The following is a 15069-nucleotide window of genomic DNA, read 5'->3' on the forward strand; positions in this document are numbered from 1 at the left end:
GGTTCGAGCTTACAGCGTCTTTTTTGTTATGATTGGAATTTCAGCATCATCCGGGATGTCGGTGATCAGCATGTGTCCCGGTTTATGGGTAATCAGCAACGGCAGGGCCGCGTTCTGGATGATCGCCTGCGGCGTCACTCCGCAGGCCCAGAAGACGGGCGTGTGTCCGGCCTCCACCGGCACCGCATCGCCCCAGTCCGGCTTGCCGAGATCCGAAATGCCGATGGCGGCGGGATCGCCGACATGCACAGGCGAACCATGGGCCAGCGGAAAGCGGGCTGAAATGGCAACCGCGTCCCGCACCCGCTCATCCGGGATCATCCGCATGGACACCACCATTGGCCCCTGAAACGGACCGGCCGGTATCGTTTCCAGGTTCGAGCGGAACATGGGTACGGTCACGTTGCTGGAAATGTGCCAGAGGTCGATCCCCGCCTCGATCAGCGCATGTTCGAAGGTAAAGGAACAGCCCAACGCAAAGGCAACAAGATCATCAGACCACAGGGCGCTGATATCCGTGACGGACCCTTCCAGCTGTCCGCCGCGATAGATGTTGTAGGCCGGTACGTCAGTGCGAATATCCAGGTCATGTCCCAGGGTGGACAGGATCGGATCTCCCGTATCCGAGGCACCGATCAGCGGACAGGGCTTGGGATTGCGCTGGCAGAAGCGCATGAAATCCAGCGCGTAGGCTTGCGGAATGATCGCCAGATTGGCCTGAAGAAGGTTCTTGCCGAGCCCCGCCGTGTGCGAGCGATAGTCGCCGGACCTTATCTGCGCCCGAAGTGTTTCGATGCTTTCCTGTCGTAGGGCTTCATAAGACTGCAACACCGGGGCTCTCCTTGACTGGAGAAATGCTCCCGCATTGCACATATAAACACAAATAGAATGAATTTAGCAGATCTTATAAAGGTTTTTTATAAGATGAGTAGGCCATGGCAACCTCAAGCGCTTTTTGAGCCGCGGTCGCCACAACGTGGCTGCGCGGGTCACCAAGGTAGCTCGCGGAGAACCTCAGGGCGTCCGGCACCCACCCCGGCTCGAACTCGACGATAGTCCCGGCCTCCACATAGGGCCGCGCAAGCGCCTTCGGCAACGCCGCAACCCCGAGCCCGGCTTCCACCAGTCGGAAACAGGCCGAAAGCGAGGACGACGGGAACATCTGCACGTCGGGGGCCACCCGTTCGAACAAGAGCGTTTTCAGCTCGCGGTAAGGGCGCGTGTGCCTTGCATAGGTGATCACCGGTTTTTCGAACAAAAGCGCCTTGGCCCGCTCTGCCTCCACCGGACAGCCAGCTGCAACATACCAGCCGAGGTCGAAGCCCGGCAGCTCGATATTGTCGATGGAATATTCGGAAATCGGCCCCAGCAGCAACGCGAGGTCTATTTCCCTGTCGAGCAGCCCAGCGCGCAGGTTCACCGAGATATCGACGTTGATTTCCACGATCAGGTTCGGAAAGTCGGCCCGCAGCGCGGCCACCAGATCCGGCAGCCAGCACTGCGCAATGGTTTCCGAGGCCCCGATGCGCAGATGCCTGTCAATCCCCTCGCGGGAAACCACAGTCTCCTCGACCTTGTCCGACAGACGCTCGAACTGCTCGGCAAAGGTCTGCAACAGCTCGCCGCGCTTGGTCAGCTTCAGCCTGCCGGGAGAACGCTCGAACAACTCGGTGCCCAGCGATTCTTCCAACCGCTTGATCCGCGTCGTCACCGCCGGTTGGGTCAGGTTCAAACTGCCCGCCGCCTTGTTGACGCCGCCATGGCGGACAACGGCCAGAAAGGCCCTGAGCTGATCGAGATTGAGCGGATGCATGAAAGGTCCCGGCGTGATCGGTTTCGGCTACTGTGCGCGAAGCCGCGGAAATTGAAAAGCTTTCGAGAAAAGACCGGGGTTCGAAAGCGATCCTCCAGGCAACCTAACCCCTCACGCACCTTACCTCCGCCTCCCCCTTGCAGGGAGATATCCGCCGCTCGGAAAGAAGGGCCCGCTGCAACGTATTCGGCGTAACTGCCGAAACCCTGTCCCTGTGTTTTCCGGAAGCTCAGGCGCTCAGAGCCAGATCGGATTGCGTCAGCATTTTCTCCGCCAGACGCCGGATCCGATCCGGCTCCGGATGGTGGTCTGCCTTTTCCGCCATACGTGCCCACAGGACTTTCAAGAGAGCAGCGCTCGTCACTTTCATGAAATCATGGGCAACAGCCGTCGCGTCCTCGCTCTGCAGCACCAGGTCGCGGGCCCGGCACCAGTTGGACGCGACCTCGCCTAGTTGCGGATACGCCGTATCATTGCGCTGGCATTCGGCACGCAGGAAGTCCTCAAACGCCTTGCCTTCCTTGCCCGCCAGCAGGCGTGTCACCAGCGCCCGTTCGTGAATGGCGTTGGCACCTTCATAGATCGCGGTAATCCGCACATCCCGGTAGCACTGTTCGAGGAAATACTCCTTCAGATAGCCATAGCCGCCCAGCACCTGCATGCCGAGTTCCGTTGCCTGCATTCCAGCCTGTGTGCAATAGGTCTTCGCAATCGGGGTCAGGAATTCCGCCAGCGCCCGGTTCTCGCCCGCCTCGACCGTCACCAGCGCCAGATGCGCGATGGCCCGGCCCCCAAGGGCCAGGGCGTCGATCTCGTCCAGCATGCGCCGGACATCCGCATGGCCATCCAGTGTCACGGGCTTGCCCGCCGCATCCCGGCCCTGCTTGCGCTCCGCTGCATAGGCGCTGGCAATATCCGCGGCGCGGGCGGCATGGGCGACACCCTGCAAGGCCACATCAACGCGGGCGTGGTTCATCATCGTGAACATCGCCTTCAGGCCCTCGCCTTCCCGGCCGATCAGCTCGGCCGCTGCCCCATCAAAAGCAAGCTGGCAGGTGGGTGAGGCATGAAGACCCATCTTTTCCTCAATGCGAGTGACAGTCACCGCATTCCGGTGGCCGTCCGTACGGGTACACGGGCACAGAAACAGCGACAGCCCCTTCACACCCTCGTCTGAGGTCCGTGCCAGCACCAGATGATGGATCTTTTCGCTCATGTCCTGATCGCCGCCGGAAATGAAGATCTTCTCACCGCTGATCAACCAGCCGTCGTCCGCCTGCACAGCGCGGCAGCGGATGCGGGAGAGGTCCGACCCGGCGTCCGGTTCGGTCAGGCACATGGTGGCAAGGGCCTCACCGGAGGCAAACTGGGGGATCACCCGTGCCTGCTGATCTTCCGTTCCGAAGGCAAGCAGGGTGCGGGCTGCCCCGGCCGCAAGGCTCGTCACCATCTGCAGACTGTGGTTGGCACCGGTGAAGATTTCAGACGTGATCGCAAGCGCGCCGGCATCAAGCCCCTGCCCGCCAAGCTGTTCCGGAATTGTCAGCCCCGGCCAGCCCTGCTCCGCATAGGCTGCATAGGCCTCGCGGAACCCGTCCGGCATCCGGACCCGCCCCTCCTCCAGCCGGCAGCCCTGGCTGTCGCCCGGCTCATTCAGGGGCGCCAGTTGCCCCTCGGCGAAGGCGGCGAAGTGGCCGCCGATCTCGGCGGCAAGGTCTGCGTCGAAGTCGGGCAGTTCTCCCGCCCCGACAACGTGGGTCAGGCAGAACAGGATATCGTCAAGCGGTGCGGCAAAGGGTTTCATGGGCTACAGGCTTTCAATGGATCGGCAATACGAGCAGTTGCTGCAATTTCCCCCTCATCCTCAGGAGGGCGTTAGCCCGTCTCGAAGGATGGGCGGCAAACTCTGGCGCAAGTGGCCCATCCTTCGAGACGGACCTGAAGGTCCTCCTCAGGATGAGGAGATAGGTGGCCAAGAACTTCGTTCCGGGAACTTGCGAGACCCTGGACATCATTCACTCCCTCACTCCACCCGAAACAGCGACACCAGCACGGCAGACGCCAGGCGGCGGCCGGTGCCGAGGAACAGGGAACGGTTCACCCAGTCGTAACGCGGGTCACCCGTTTCCAGCCGCGCCACCGTGCGGAAATAATAGAGCGCCGGGTCAACATCGTCGCCGCGGGCAAGGGCTTGCAGAACCTCCGGCGGACCGTGGCGCACACCCTTGTTGATGATCTCGATCACCGCGCCGTCGTCTGTCTCAAAGGCATAGCGGGTGTCGATGTCGGCCGAACCGTCATCAAGGATGGTTTGCCAGTCGGCGCCCATGTCGAGCACCGTTCCGGACACCTGACCGGTCACACGGCCACCGATGATCGGGATTATCCGCCGCGTTCCCGCCCTGCCCTTGCCCATTTCCCGGACAGGACCCAGCTCGACCTCGAGGTCGCAGAAATGGGTAAGGTCCGGGGCGATCATGCCAGCCCCAGCAGCCTTGCCGCATTGCCCTTGATGATGTCCGGACGCAGTTCGTCCTTGATGGCGATCTTCTCGAAATCCGCCAGCCAACGCTCCGGAGTGATCATCGGCCAGTCGGAGCCGAACAGCACCTTCTTCTTCAGGATCGAATTGCAGTATTTCACCAGGATTTCCGGGAAATACTTCGGCGACCAACCGGAGAGATCGATATAGACGTTCGGCTTGTGCTGAGCGACCGCCAGAGCCTCTTCCTGCCAGGGGAAGGAAGGATGCGCGAGGATGATCTTCATGTCGGGAAAGTCGACCGCGACATCGTCCATATACATCGGGTTGGAGTATTTCAGCCGCATGCCGTTGCCCGCGCGCATACCGCTGCCGACCCCGGTCTGACCGGTGTGGAACAGCGCAATGGAGCCTTCTTCCGCAATCGCTTCATAAAGCTCGTAGGCCATGCGGTCGTTCGGATAAAAGCCCTGCATCGTCGGGTGGAACTTGAACCCCTTGATGCCGAAATCCTTCATCAGGCGGCGCGCCTCGCGCGCACCCATCTTGCCCTTGTGAGGGTCGATGGAAGCGAAGGGGATCAGCACATCGTCATTCTCGGCGGCAAGCTCCGCCACTTCCTCGTTCTTGTAGCGACGGTAGCCGGTCTCACGTTCGGCATCGACCGGAAAGATCACCGCCGCGATGTTCTGTTCGCGGTAATGGGCCGCCGTTTCCGGCACGGTCGGCGGATGGTTCCACGGCGCGCGGAAGTATTTTGCCATCGTCGCCTGCAGATCGTCATAGCCATCGTCCGAGTGGCAGCCGCAGGGCTCTTCAGCATGGGTATGGATGTCGATGGCGCGAACCTTGGTGATATCGACCATTTCAAGCGCTCCTCAATCAGAGTGTGACCACAGCCGGGTCATCGTCGGTGTAAAGTCGTTCCAGCAGCCGCTCGCGGCGTGCCAGAACCTTGCGGATGTTCAGATTGCCCTTGGCGGTCATTTCGCCTTCCGGCATGGACGCCGGCTCGGACAGAACGATGGCGCGGGACACCAGCGTCGAGCTGCCGCTGATTTCGCGGGCACGGGCACTGAGCCGCCGGTGCAGTTCCCCCTGCAACAGCCCACAGTGAAAAGCGCCGCTGTCATCCTGCAGGTCGAACCCTTCCCGTTTCAGTTCCGCAATGTTTGGGAAGATCATTACGCCGATCTGCTTGCGGTCGGCGCCGGTGATGATCAGATCGGCCGCCAGCGGCGCGAGGCGGGACAGCATGTCGATCTTGAGCTGCGCTGCCCGCACCCATGTGCCGGACTGCAGCTTGAAGTCTTCCGATATCCGTCCATCGAAGCGCATGCCCTTGTTCGGGTCTGCCGGATCGACGAACAGCATTGCATCCCCGGTGATGAAGAAGCCTTCGTCATCGAAGGCGGCAGCCGTCTTCTCCGGATCGTTGAAGTAGCCCGGCATGATGTTGGGGCCCTTCACCCGGACTTCGCAGCGCATGTCCGCATCCGGGATCAGCTTGACGGTCACCCCGTTCACCGGAACACCGACAATGCCGGAATATGCTGCCGGCTCCTGCTGCATCATGGCCGAGGGAGCGGTTTCCGTAAGCCCCCAGGAAGATGTCATCAGCGGCACCTCGCCCTTGACCTCCATCGCCATGCGCTCGAACCCGGACCAGACCTCCTGCGGCAGGGACGCGCCGGCGTAGAAGACAAGGTCCAGATCCTCGAAGAAGCGGCGGCGCAGATCCGCATCCGCCTCCAGCGCCTTCTGCAGCATGCCGAACCCCAGCGGCACGTTGAACACCAGCGTGCCGGTCTTCAGCTTCAGGTTCTCTACCGTGCGCTCGAACAGGCCCTTCACCGGCTTGCCGTCGTCGATATAGAAGCTACCGCCGTTGGCCAGCATCATGTTGAAATTGTGCGAGCCGCCAAAAACATGGTTCCACGGCAGCCAGTCAACGATCACCGGCGGACGTTTGCGCAGGAACGGCAGGGAGTCAGCCAACTGCACCTGGTTGACACACATCATCCGGTGGGTCGTCAGAACACCCTTCGGGCTGGACGTCGAACCCGAGGTCATCAGGATCTTGCCGACCGTATCCGGCGTGACAGCCGCAAAGGCGCCGTCGACATCAACGCTGCCGTCCCCCTTCAGAAGATCGGCGAAGGCAGTGACGTTCCGGCTTCCTGTCCTGCTGGCAACGATCTCGACCGGTGCCAGTTCTGCAAGGTTCAACGCTTCGCCATATTGGTCGGCATCGACCACATAAGCCATTTTCGGCTTGATCAGGTTGATCGCCTCGCGCAGCCGGCCATGGGCACCGTGGATGAGCGAATATTGCTCGGCCACCGGCACCACCGGCACCCCGACGTATTGCGCGGCAAGCGCAAGAATGCCGTGATCGACGCCGTTGCCGGACATGATCAGAATCGGTGTATCGGCTCCCATGCCCCTTGCCAGAAGCGCAGCGCCAACCGCCCGCACCTTTTCCAGAACACCGGCATAGCGCTCCTCCCGCCAGCCTGCTCCGCTGCGCTCGGCCAGGAACACCCGCTCCGGGGCCTCCTCGGCCCATTTATGCAGCCAGTCGCCTGTGCGCTCTGCCACCGGGCCGAGCGGATAGGTCGACCGCAGCAAAATGGTTCCATCCGGACGGTCTTCCCGCTCGACCGAATGGCGCAAAAATTCTTTCGTGCGCTTCATGATCGTCTCCTCCCGAAACGTCTTGTCAGTCTTCCCGTTGGCGGTTGCTTTCGATCATCTGCATCACCTTGGTGGCCCCCTTCAATGCATCCGGGCTGATGCCCGCCAGCAGCATCTTCTCGTGTGCCAGGACCGCGGCCATCGCCTTTTCGCAAAGCCGCCGTCCGGCAAGCGTCGGCTTCAGGGCATAGGCCCTGCGGTCGCTCGGCAGCCGGTCGCGGATGATCAGGTCCCGCCGCTCCAGTTCATCGACGATCACCACCAGGTTGGGCCGTTCGATATCCATGGCCTCGGCCAATTGCGACTGGCGCAGGCCCGAATTGTCGACAATCAGGACAAGGGCGGTGTAGGTCAGCATGCGCAGGTCGAACGGCTTCAGGGTACGGCTCAGGTCCGACTGAATGACGTTGAACGTCCGCTTCATCTGATAGCCGTATAGCGAGCGAAGGGACCTGTCGCTGACGTTCACAACTCCGGTCTCTGTCTCCGGTTCCATCGCGGTTTTCCTCATGAGGTCACCTGAAGGTCGGATTGCGCTTTTCCAGGAAGGCGGCAAGGCCTTCCTGCGCATCCGGGCTGGTTTGGCTGATGGCGGCGCACAGGCTCTCGGTGAACAGACCATCCGTCTTGGACATGTCCTCAATCCGCGCCAAAGCCTGGATCATGATGTAGTTGGAGAGCGGTGCATTGGAGGCGATCCGGGCAGCCAGCTCCTGTGCTCTCGCCAACGCCTCTCCCTCCTCCACGGTGTAGTGGGCAAGTCCAAGGGCAAGACCTTCGCTCGCGCTGTATTTGCGCCCGGTCAGCATCATCTCGGTCATCCGGTCCGCCCCCAGAATACGGCCGACCCGCACGGAGGCCCCGCCGCCGACGAAGATGCCCCGGCGCCCTTCCGGCAACTGGAAGAAGGCGGACGGCTCGGCGACACGCACATGGGTGGCACTGGCCAGCTCCAGCCCGCCGCCGATGACGGCCCCGAACATGGCGGAGACCACCGGCAAACCGCCGAACTGGATCCGGTCCATCACCTGGTGCCAGCCGCGCGAGTGGCGCATGGTGCCTTCCGCGTCGCGGGCGACATGCTCGGACAGATCGAGGCCCGAGCAGAAATGCCCGGCCGTGCCGGTGATGACCACCGCCTTCACCTCGGCAGGCGGGGCTAGGAAAAATCCGTCGATGGCTGCCAGCAGCTCGTCGCACATGGCATTGCGCTTGTCCGGACGGTTCATGGTCAGGGTCGCGACGCTGTCGGCAATCTCGATTTTCAGGATCGGTTCTGTCATGGGGGTCTCCTCAGCGCGGCGGCAGACGTACGGCGCCATCCAGGCGGATGGTCGTGCCGTTCAGGAACGGGTTGGTCACGATGTGACCGGCAAGCAAAGCGTATTCCTCCGGCTCACCCAGGCGCGGCGGGAATGGAATGTTGGCGGTGATCTTGGCCGCGACCTCTTCCGGCAGGCCTTCCATCATAGGTGTGCGGAACAGGCCCGGCGCAATGGTCATCACGCGAATGCCGTGCTGGGCGAACTCCCGCGCCGCCGGCAGACACATGGCCGCGATGCCCCCCTTGGACGCCGAATAGGCGGCCTGGCCAAGCTGCCCGTCCTCGAAGGCAACCGATGCGGTGTTGACAATCACGCCGCGTTCGCCGGTTTCCAGCGGCTCCTCGTCCATGAGGCGCCTGGCGGCATGGCTCATGACGTTGAACGTGCCGAAGAGATTGACCTTCAGCGTCTTTTCAAAGGTATCGAAGGACAGCTTGCCTTCCCGGCCGACGATACGGGCAGCAAAACCGACGCCGGCGCAATTGACGATGATGCGGGGCGTCATGCCGAGCAGCTCAGTCGCTTCGTCGAGCGCGGAAGCGACTGCCGCTTCGCTGCCGACATCGGCCTGGACGGCAATCCCGCCAATGTCTTCCGCAACAGTGCGGGCCCGGTCGATGTCGAAATCAAGGATCGCGACCTTCGCGCCCTGGCTTGCAAAATAGCGTGCGGTTGCAGCGCCAAGTCCGCTGCCGCCCCCTGTGATGAGCGCCGCTTGTCCGGATATCAGCATGGCACAGCCTCTGAATTGGTTTTAGTCATCATTGTTATATCTCATACCTATTTTGATACACCGAAACGGCGCACGCCTTCCGGCTGGGGTTAGCCAGCCAGAAGGAACAGGGTGATTGACGGAAACAGGACCAGCAGGATCACGCGGACGATGTCGGACGTCACGAACCAGAGGACCGCCTTGTAGGTGTCCTTCATCGGCGTTGATCGGTCCATCGCGTTGATGATGAACAGGTTCATGCCGACGGGCGGCGTTATCAGCCCGACCTCCACAACGATCAGCACCAGGATGCCGAACCAGATCGCGACGTGTTCCGGGCTCATGCCGAAGTCGAGCACGCTGATCACCGGGAAGAAGATCGGGATGGTCAACAGGATCATCGACAGACTGTCCATGAGACAGCCGAAGACCAGATAGAACAGCAGGATCAGCGTCAGCACCGTCAGCGGGCTGAAGCCCTGGCCGACGACCCAGCCTGAAAGTTCCTGCGGCAACTGGCTGAGCGCGAGGAAGCTATTGTAGAACCCGGCGCCGAGCACGATGAAGAAGATCATCGCCGTGCTCAACGCGGTCTGGATCATGCTGTCGACAAAGATCTTCCAGGTCAGGTTGCCGGAGATGAGCGCGATGACACCCGTTCCTGCAGCACCGACCGCAGCCCCTTCCGTAGGCGTGAACCAGCCCAGGTAAATGCCTCCGACCACAAGTCCGAACACCAGCAGAACCGGCCACACGTCCATCAGAGCGCGCATCCGCTCGGCATAGGGCACCGGTTCACGCGTTCCGGCGGAGCCGGGGTGAAGCCGCACATAGATGGAGATCGTGATCATGTAGCCGATGGCGGCCAGCAGGCCCGGAATGAAAGCGGCCAGGAACAGTTTGGCGATGTTCTGCTCGGTCAGGATGGCATAGATCACCAGGATGACCGACGGCGGAATGAGAATGCCGAGCGTTCCACCGGCGGCCAGCGTTGCCGTCGAGAAACCGCCGGAATAGCCATAGCGGCGCAGTTCCGGCAGAGCGACACGGCTCATGGTGGCGGCGGTCGCCAGCGACGATCCGCAGATCGCGCCGAAGCCTGCGCAGGCCCCGACAGCCGCCATGGCGACACCGCCCTTGCGGTGGCCGAGCCAGCTTTCGGCAGCCTTGAACAGGGACGATGACATGCCCGAATGGGTCGCGAACTGCCCCATCAGCAGGAACATCGGAATGATCGTCAGCGAATAGCTGGAGAAGGTCGAATAGGTTTCCGACTTCAGCTTGGCGAGAATGATGTTGGGACTGCCGGTCGCAAGATAGAGACCACCCAGGCCGCAGATCATCATGGCAAGGCCGATGGGCGCGCGCAGGAAGATCAGCAGCAAAAGAACGGGAAACGACAGATAGCCGAGTTCAAGCAGGCTCAATGGACCCCTCCCTCGGCATCGGGCGTGAAACGCCGGCCGGTAAACAGTTCAAGCACCTTGGCAACCGCACAATAGAGCGCGACGACGGAGGCAACGGCAGCGGCGGCAAAGCTGAGCGCGAAGGCCCACCAGACCGGAAACTGGAGCAGAAAGGTGGTTTCGTTGTAGCGCATCTTGTCTTCCATACCGACGAACAGCCGCCAGGTGATCAGGAAGACCAGCAAACTGAGGAGAATCTCCCAGAGCACTTCAAGACCCCGGTTCAGCCAGTTAGGGAAGCTGCCGGCGAAAACGTCCACGGTGGCGTGTCCACGCTTCAGCTGGCAGATCGGCAAAAAGGCGAAAATGGTGAAGCTGATCCCCGCCTCGACCAGTTCAAAATCGCCGGAGACCGGACCGACGCCGGTCGCGATCAGCGCGTTGGCGGCGCCTTCGGACAAAGAGGTCAGAAACTCGGAATGACCGAATGTGTTCAGCCCGCGGCCGAGCACGCTGACGCAGGTCAGCCCGATCAGCGCCGTCAGAACCAGACCGCCGAGTATCGCCATGAAGCGCGCGAGACGCTCCACCAGAGTGAGCAGCATTTTTCATGTATCCTGTCGAAGAACGCTCTCCGGAAACAGTGTTTCCGGAGAACTGCTTCATGACGGTCAGTTGGCCATCAACTCGTCGGCACGCGCCTTCAGCGCCTTGCCATCGATGCCCTTGGCCTCCATTTCGGCGTACCATTCGTCAATGGAACCCTGAGCGGCGGCTTCCCATTCGGCAGCCTGCTCGTCCGTCAGCGTGATGATGTTGTTACCCATCTCCACGGCAGCCGCACGCGGGCCGGCATCGTCCGACTGCATCTGCTTGCCGGCAAATGCGGAGAACTCCTCTCCGGAGTTCGCGTCGATAATGGCCTTCAGGTCATCCGGCAGGCTGTCATACTTGTCCTTGTTCATCGCGAAGATGAAGGACGTGGTATAGAGCGCCTTGCCCGGAAACTCCGTGTGGTTCTTGACCAGCTCGTTCACCTTCAGCGCGCCGACAACCTCCCACGGGATGACCGTTGCATCGACCACGCCCTTGCTGAGCGCTTCCGGAATGGCCGGAACCGGCATGCCGATCGGCGTTGCGCCGAGGTTGGAAAACAGCTTGTTGGTCACACGGGTCGGCGCGCGAAGCTTGACTCCGTTGAGATCGGACACGGTTTCGATCGGCTTGCTGGAATGGATCACGCCGGGACCATGAACCCACAGGCCCAGCGGCTTGAAGCGCGCAAAGTCCTCGTCCATCATGGTTTCTTCGGCAAGCTTCCAGTAGGCGCGGGACATGGTCTCCGCATCCGACATCGTGAACGGAAGCTCAAACACCTCGGCGCGCGGGAAGCGGCCGGGCGTATAACCGGCAACGGTCCAGACAATATCCACGACACCATCAACGACCTGGTCGATCAGCTCCGGCGGCTTGCCGCCAAGCTGCATGGCCGGATAGCGCTCGATCTTGATGCGTCCATCGGATTCGGCTTCGATCTTGTCGGCCCAGGGGTCGAGCACGTTCTTGGGAACATTGGCCTGTGCCGGCAGAAACTGGTGCAGGCGCAGTGTGACTTCCTGCGCCAGCGTGGTCGATGCGGTGCCTGCAAGCGCAAGTGCGGATACAGTCGCAGCCACAGCCAGTTTGGCAAACTGCTTATGCAAGTTGATCATTGGTTTCCTCCCTGTTCGATCAACTTCAAGATCCGACCGGAATCCTCCCTCCGATCAGATGATGAGTTATAATAGTTATACTTCATAACTTTTTTCAAGCTATATTTCTGACGTCAGTTCATTCCCTCCATGGTCAGCTTTGCATGCACGCAGCCATTCCGAAAGATATACATTCTGGTCAGCCGCAAAAGCATCACAACATCCTGTAAAACTTGCCGGAGTTTGTGACGGCTCATTTCCAAAGGCAAGACTTTCCGCAAGAACAATGGACAAAAAACGCCGGTATCCTCAACCCTGCCAAATCCCGCAAAGAAATGTCAGGCAGGCAAAATGAACTGTCGCGTCTTGCCGATAAGAAAAGCACTGACAATTTCTACGGTATCAGGCGGCCCGGATTGTCGAGGAGCACCACATGCGGTCCGGGCGACAGCTTCAGCCGATATCATGGTGTTGACCGCGCAGTCGTTCGAATAATGAACCTGCCTGATCCCCGCTTCGCCGTGAGGGCCAGGGCCGAGCGACCCCGTTTCCGTTTCAAGGCAGGCAGACAAGCCGGGCAGGCCTCGGTCACCGCTGATTGTCCAGCCTCCGCAAGCAACCGGAGCCATAACGTTTCGGCAAGCGCGTTGTAATTGTATTTCCACACAGACTTGCTAAATAAGACCCACATTACAAAAATTTTATCCGGAAGAGGCACATGGCGGATTTCAGCGCTCAGATTGAGAAATCAAAAAAGGAAGTGGCCACGGCACGGCAGAAGATCGACGAGCTGACCTCAAAGATCGAAACCGCAAAGTCCAAACTGAACACCGGCCAGGATATTTCAATCGACATCGAGAACGCGTCTCTGGACGATGTGCACAAGCACACCGAGCTCATGGGGGCCAATATCGCCGAGCTGATCATGGGTCTCGATGATGTCACCGCAACCTTCTCCAAGGACTTCGATGCCATGCGCACGAAGACCGGATGGGAAAGCTTCATCGGCATCTTTTCCCAGCAACGCTCCGACAGCATCCGCCAGGAACGCATGCGCTCCGCCAGCATCGACGACAAGCTGCAGGACCTGATCTCCAAGTCCAATGTCATCGGCCAGTTGTTGCAGGAACAGCTCAACACGCTGAACGAACATTCCAAGCGCGTGGAAGCCAACCTCAGCGAGACGCTGAACCAGCGCGAACAGACCGTCAGCACGCTGGAAGACATCAAGGCCAAGCTGATCGCGATGGACCCGGACGTGATTGCGCTGGAAAACAAGATTTCCATGGAAACCGACGCGGCCACCCGCACCAAGCTGGAAAGCCAGCTTGCCGAGATGAACGCCGAATACAACCGCCTTGCCCAGGAAGAACAGGTCAAGCTTGCCGAAAGCCAGACGCTGGAACGCTACATCGAAAAGGGCAAGACCTGGGTCGACAGCCTGCAGAACCAGGCGGCCACCCAGATGGTGCTGATCAACAAGCTGCAGACGGACACCAAGCAGCGCGTCGTGCTTTACGATGCCCTTGTGAAGTCGCTCAAGACGGCGCAGCAACAGGACATCGCCCACAAGATCAACGAGATCGGCGTGGCCACCGACAAGGAAGCCCAGTCCGCCATGGCTGCCATCGGCTCGGCAACCAACCAGCGCATGGCCGACATGATGGAAGCCCACGAGGACCACATGGTGTTCGCCCGCAAGGTGCTGGAAGAAAAGGCCAAGTCCGACGAGCGCTTCGCACGCCGGTTCCAGCAGATCGTCGAGAAACACGACAAGAACACGTACGGGGCCTGAGGGTCTGAACGGTGGATCTGACCCTGGACCACAGAACCCTGGAAGAAGCGCATGAAACACGGCGCTACTTTGCCAAGTTCGAGCGGATCATCTCGCACTTGCAGGGTGTCGCGGAAAGCGTCATCAACGAGAACACGGCGCTTCCCACGGAAATTCCGGTTCTGAAGGAATATCTGGAAGCGCTGTCGGGAACCTTCACAGCGCTTTCCTACAAATACCTGCTGGCGGGCCGTGTCTCTGACATGCTGCCCTCGCTCCTGAACATCGACCGTCAGGACAGCGGCTTCCCGATCTATCAGGAGCTGCTGCAGATGGCCAACGATGCCATGCAAGCAGACAAGCATTTGCGCTCGCTGCCGACGATGCGTGAGCTGAAGCTGGAAATGGTCAACCATATCCTGCGCGAGCAGTCCACGCCGACAAACCTGCAATTCGCGGCGTCGCAGCGCCAGTATTACGAAGAGCTTGCCAAGGGCACGCTGTTCTGGGCGCGCAACGATCCGCGTCTGGCCTGGATGGGCAACGTCGCCGACAACCGGCGTCTGTACCGGCTGCATTGGGCGGTTTATGACAGCCAGCAAAATATTCCGCTGATCTATATTCTGGACCTGGAAGACAGCGGAAAGTGGCCGTTGGCCAAGGACGAGCGCCGGTGGCCACGCGTCCAGAGCCATCTGACCGCGCAATCGTCCGCTTCCCTCAAGCTGGTGACGATTGCCCGCGGTTTCGACCGTGACTTCGACGACCTCCACCCCAAGCGCCTGCGCCGGTTCTTTCTTGGCCCCATGTACAGCCACGCGTTCACCCAGCAGTCCGGCCCCTTGCGCGACGTGCTGGCCGAAGTTGCCGGCCGGCCGGGCGAGGACTGGGCACTTGCCTGGACGACCGAAACGCTGGTTGCCTCCGGCTCCGAGTTCGAAGCCGCCGGATTTTTCTCGTCCGTCGAACGGCAGGTCTACCAGCTCGATCCGCTGTCGGCCCAGAGCCCCGCGTCACAGGACGTGGCAGGCCACACCCACCAGCAGCGCTCGCTCATCCTGCCCCAGCGCCCCTATCAGGTTCTGGAAGAGCGCAACCCGCCAGGCTTTGCCAATATCCGCAAGTATGCCGTCAGCCCTTCGGGCAAGATCCTCAGTTACAAATAGGTT

14 protein-coding genes are annotated in these 15069 nt (G+C 60.8%); 2 read left to right on the forward strand and 12 right to left on the reverse strand.

Annotation, left to right across the window (positions count from 1 at the left end; translation table 11 throughout):
- Nucleotides 1-9: 9 nt before the first annotated feature.
- The 12 genes from AC2A6O_RS05745 to AC2A6O_RS05800 all read right to left on the reverse strand — a co-directional run bounded on the left by AC2A6O_RS05745 (nt 10) and on the right by AC2A6O_RS05800 (nt 12147).
- A complete protein-coding gene (locus tag AC2A6O_RS05745; RefSeq protein WP_498926092.1) occupies nt 10-831 on the reverse strand; it encodes a putative hydro-lyase in 822 nt (273 codons plus the stop codon).
- Between the two features lie 73 nt (nt 832-904).
- Nucleotides 905-1813: a LysR family transcriptional regulator gene (locus tag AC2A6O_RS05750; RefSeq protein ID WP_498926093.1), complete on the reverse strand. Its 909-nt coding sequence runs from the start codon at nt 1811-1813 to the stop codon at nt 905-907.
- A 229-nt stretch (nt 1814-2042) separates the two neighbouring features.
- Nucleotides 2043-3617 (reverse strand): acyl-CoA dehydrogenase family protein, encoded by a 1575-nt coding sequence (locus AC2A6O_RS05755; RefSeq protein WP_498926094.1) that lies wholly within the window; start codon nt 3615-3617, stop codon nt 2043-2045.
- Between the two features lie 219 nt (nt 3618-3836).
- Nucleotides 3837-4292, reverse strand: coding sequence for a DUF3237 domain-containing protein (locus tag AC2A6O_RS05760; RefSeq protein ID WP_498926095.1), 456 nt, complete (start codon nt 4290-4292; stop codon nt 3837-3839).
- Nucleotides 4289-5161: an amidohydrolase family protein gene (locus AC2A6O_RS05765; RefSeq protein ID WP_498926096.1), complete on the reverse strand. Its 873-nt coding sequence runs from the start codon at nt 5159-5161 to the stop codon at nt 4289-4291. The genes AC2A6O_RS05760 and AC2A6O_RS05765 overlap by 4 nt, the downstream gene beginning before the upstream one ends.
- Nucleotides 5162-5177: 16 nt before the next feature.
- Nucleotides 5178-6992 carry a feruloyl-CoA synthase gene (locus AC2A6O_RS05770; protein ID WP_498926097.1) on the reverse strand — a complete coding sequence of 605 codons (1815 nt, stop codon included), beginning with the start codon at nt 6990-6992 and terminating at the stop codon, nt 5178-5180.
- Between the two features lie 25 nt (nt 6993-7017).
- Nucleotides 7018-7488 (reverse strand): MarR family winged helix-turn-helix transcriptional regulator, encoded by a 471-nt coding sequence (locus AC2A6O_RS05775; RefSeq protein WP_209000923.1) that lies wholly within the window; start codon nt 7486-7488, stop codon nt 7018-7020.
- Between the two features lie 19 nt (nt 7489-7507).
- On the reverse strand, nt 7508-8275 hold the full coding sequence (locus AC2A6O_RS05780) for a crotonase/enoyl-CoA hydratase family protein (RefSeq protein WP_148582638.1): 768 nt from the start codon (nt 8273-8275) through the stop codon (nt 7508-7510).
- A 10-nt stretch (nt 8276-8285) separates the two neighbouring features.
- Nucleotides 8286-9050, reverse strand: a complete 765-nt coding sequence (locus AC2A6O_RS05785) for an SDR family NAD(P)-dependent oxidoreductase (protein WP_498926098.1) — start codon at nt 9048-9050, stop codon at nt 8286-8288.
- An 89-nt stretch (nt 9051-9139) separates the two neighbouring features.
- Complete coding sequence (locus AC2A6O_RS05790; RefSeq protein ID WP_498926099.1) at nt 9140-10456, reverse strand: TRAP transporter large permease; 1317 nt, start codon at nt 10454-10456, stop codon at nt 9140-9142.
- The gene (locus AC2A6O_RS05795) at nt 10453-11040 is read right to left on the reverse strand and encodes a TRAP transporter small permease (protein WP_498926100.1); all 588 of its coding nucleotides are present in this window, start codon (nt 11038-11040) and stop codon (nt 10453-10455) included. The genes AC2A6O_RS05790 and AC2A6O_RS05795 overlap by 4 nt, the downstream gene beginning before the upstream one ends.
- Before the next feature lie 66 nt (nt 11041-11106).
- A complete protein-coding gene (locus tag AC2A6O_RS05800) occupies nt 11107-12147 on the reverse strand; it encodes a TRAP transporter substrate-binding protein (RefSeq protein ID WP_498926101.1) in 1041 nt (346 codons plus the stop codon).
- A gap of 697 nt (nt 12148-12844) precedes the next feature.
- Here AC2A6O_RS05800 and AC2A6O_RS05805 point away from each other — a divergent pair.
- Nucleotides 12845-13921 (forward strand): coiled-coil domain-containing protein, encoded by a 1077-nt coding sequence (locus tag AC2A6O_RS05805; protein WP_148582633.1) that lies wholly within the window; start codon nt 12845-12847, stop codon nt 13919-13921.
- 11 nt (nt 13922-13932) lie between these two features.
- Nucleotides 13933-15066: a hypothetical protein gene (locus tag AC2A6O_RS05810; protein WP_498926102.1), complete on the forward strand. Its 1134-nt coding sequence runs from the start codon at nt 13933-13935 to the stop codon at nt 15064-15066.
- The last annotated feature ends 3 nt before the right edge of the window (nt 15067-15069 follow it).

The organism is Labrenzia sp. ATLA3, from assembly GCF_057180185.1.

Excerpts from the sequence above, each read along its gene's own strand:
- AC2A6O_RS05755 (WP_498926094.1), bottom strand. The coding sequence starts at position 3,617 with ATGAAACCCTTTGCCGCACCGCTTGACGATATCCTGTTCTGCCTGACC.
- AC2A6O_RS05805 (WP_148582633.1), top strand. The coding sequence starts at position 12,845 with ATGGCGGATTTCAGCGCTCAGATTGAGAAATCAAAAAAGGAAGTGGCC.
- AC2A6O_RS05800 (WP_498926101.1), bottom strand. The coding sequence starts at position 12,147 with ATGATCAACTTGCATAAGCAGTTTGCCAAACTGGCTGTGGCTGCGACT.
- AC2A6O_RS05750 (WP_498926093.1), bottom strand. The coding sequence starts at position 1,813 with ATGCATCCGCTCAATCTCGATCAGCTCAGGGCCTTTCTGGCCGTTGTC.
- AC2A6O_RS05760 (WP_498926095.1), bottom strand. The coding sequence starts at position 4,292 with ATGATCGCCCCGGACCTTACCCATTTCTGCGACCTCGAGGTCGAGCTG.
- AC2A6O_RS05770 (WP_498926097.1), bottom strand. The coding sequence starts at position 6,992 with ATGAAGCGCACGAAAGAATTTTTGCGCCATTCGGTCGAGCGGGAAGAC.
- AC2A6O_RS05795 (WP_498926100.1), bottom strand. The coding sequence starts at position 11,040 with ATGCTGCTCACTCTGGTGGAGCGTCTCGCGCGCTTCATGGCGATACTC.
- AC2A6O_RS05785 (WP_498926098.1), bottom strand. The coding sequence starts at position 9,050 with ATGCTGATATCCGGACAAGCGGCGCTCATCACAGGGGGCGGCAGCGGA.
- AC2A6O_RS05775 (WP_209000923.1), bottom strand. The coding sequence starts at position 7,488 with ATGGAACCGGAGACAGAGACCGGAGTTGTGAACGTCAGCGACAGGTCC.
- AC2A6O_RS05780 (WP_148582638.1), bottom strand. The coding sequence starts at position 8,275 with ATGACAGAACCGATCCTGAAAATCGAGATTGCCGACAGCGTCGCGACC.
- AC2A6O_RS05765 (WP_498926096.1), bottom strand. The coding sequence starts at position 5,161 with ATGGTCGATATCACCAAGGTTCGCGCCATCGACATCCATACCCATGCT.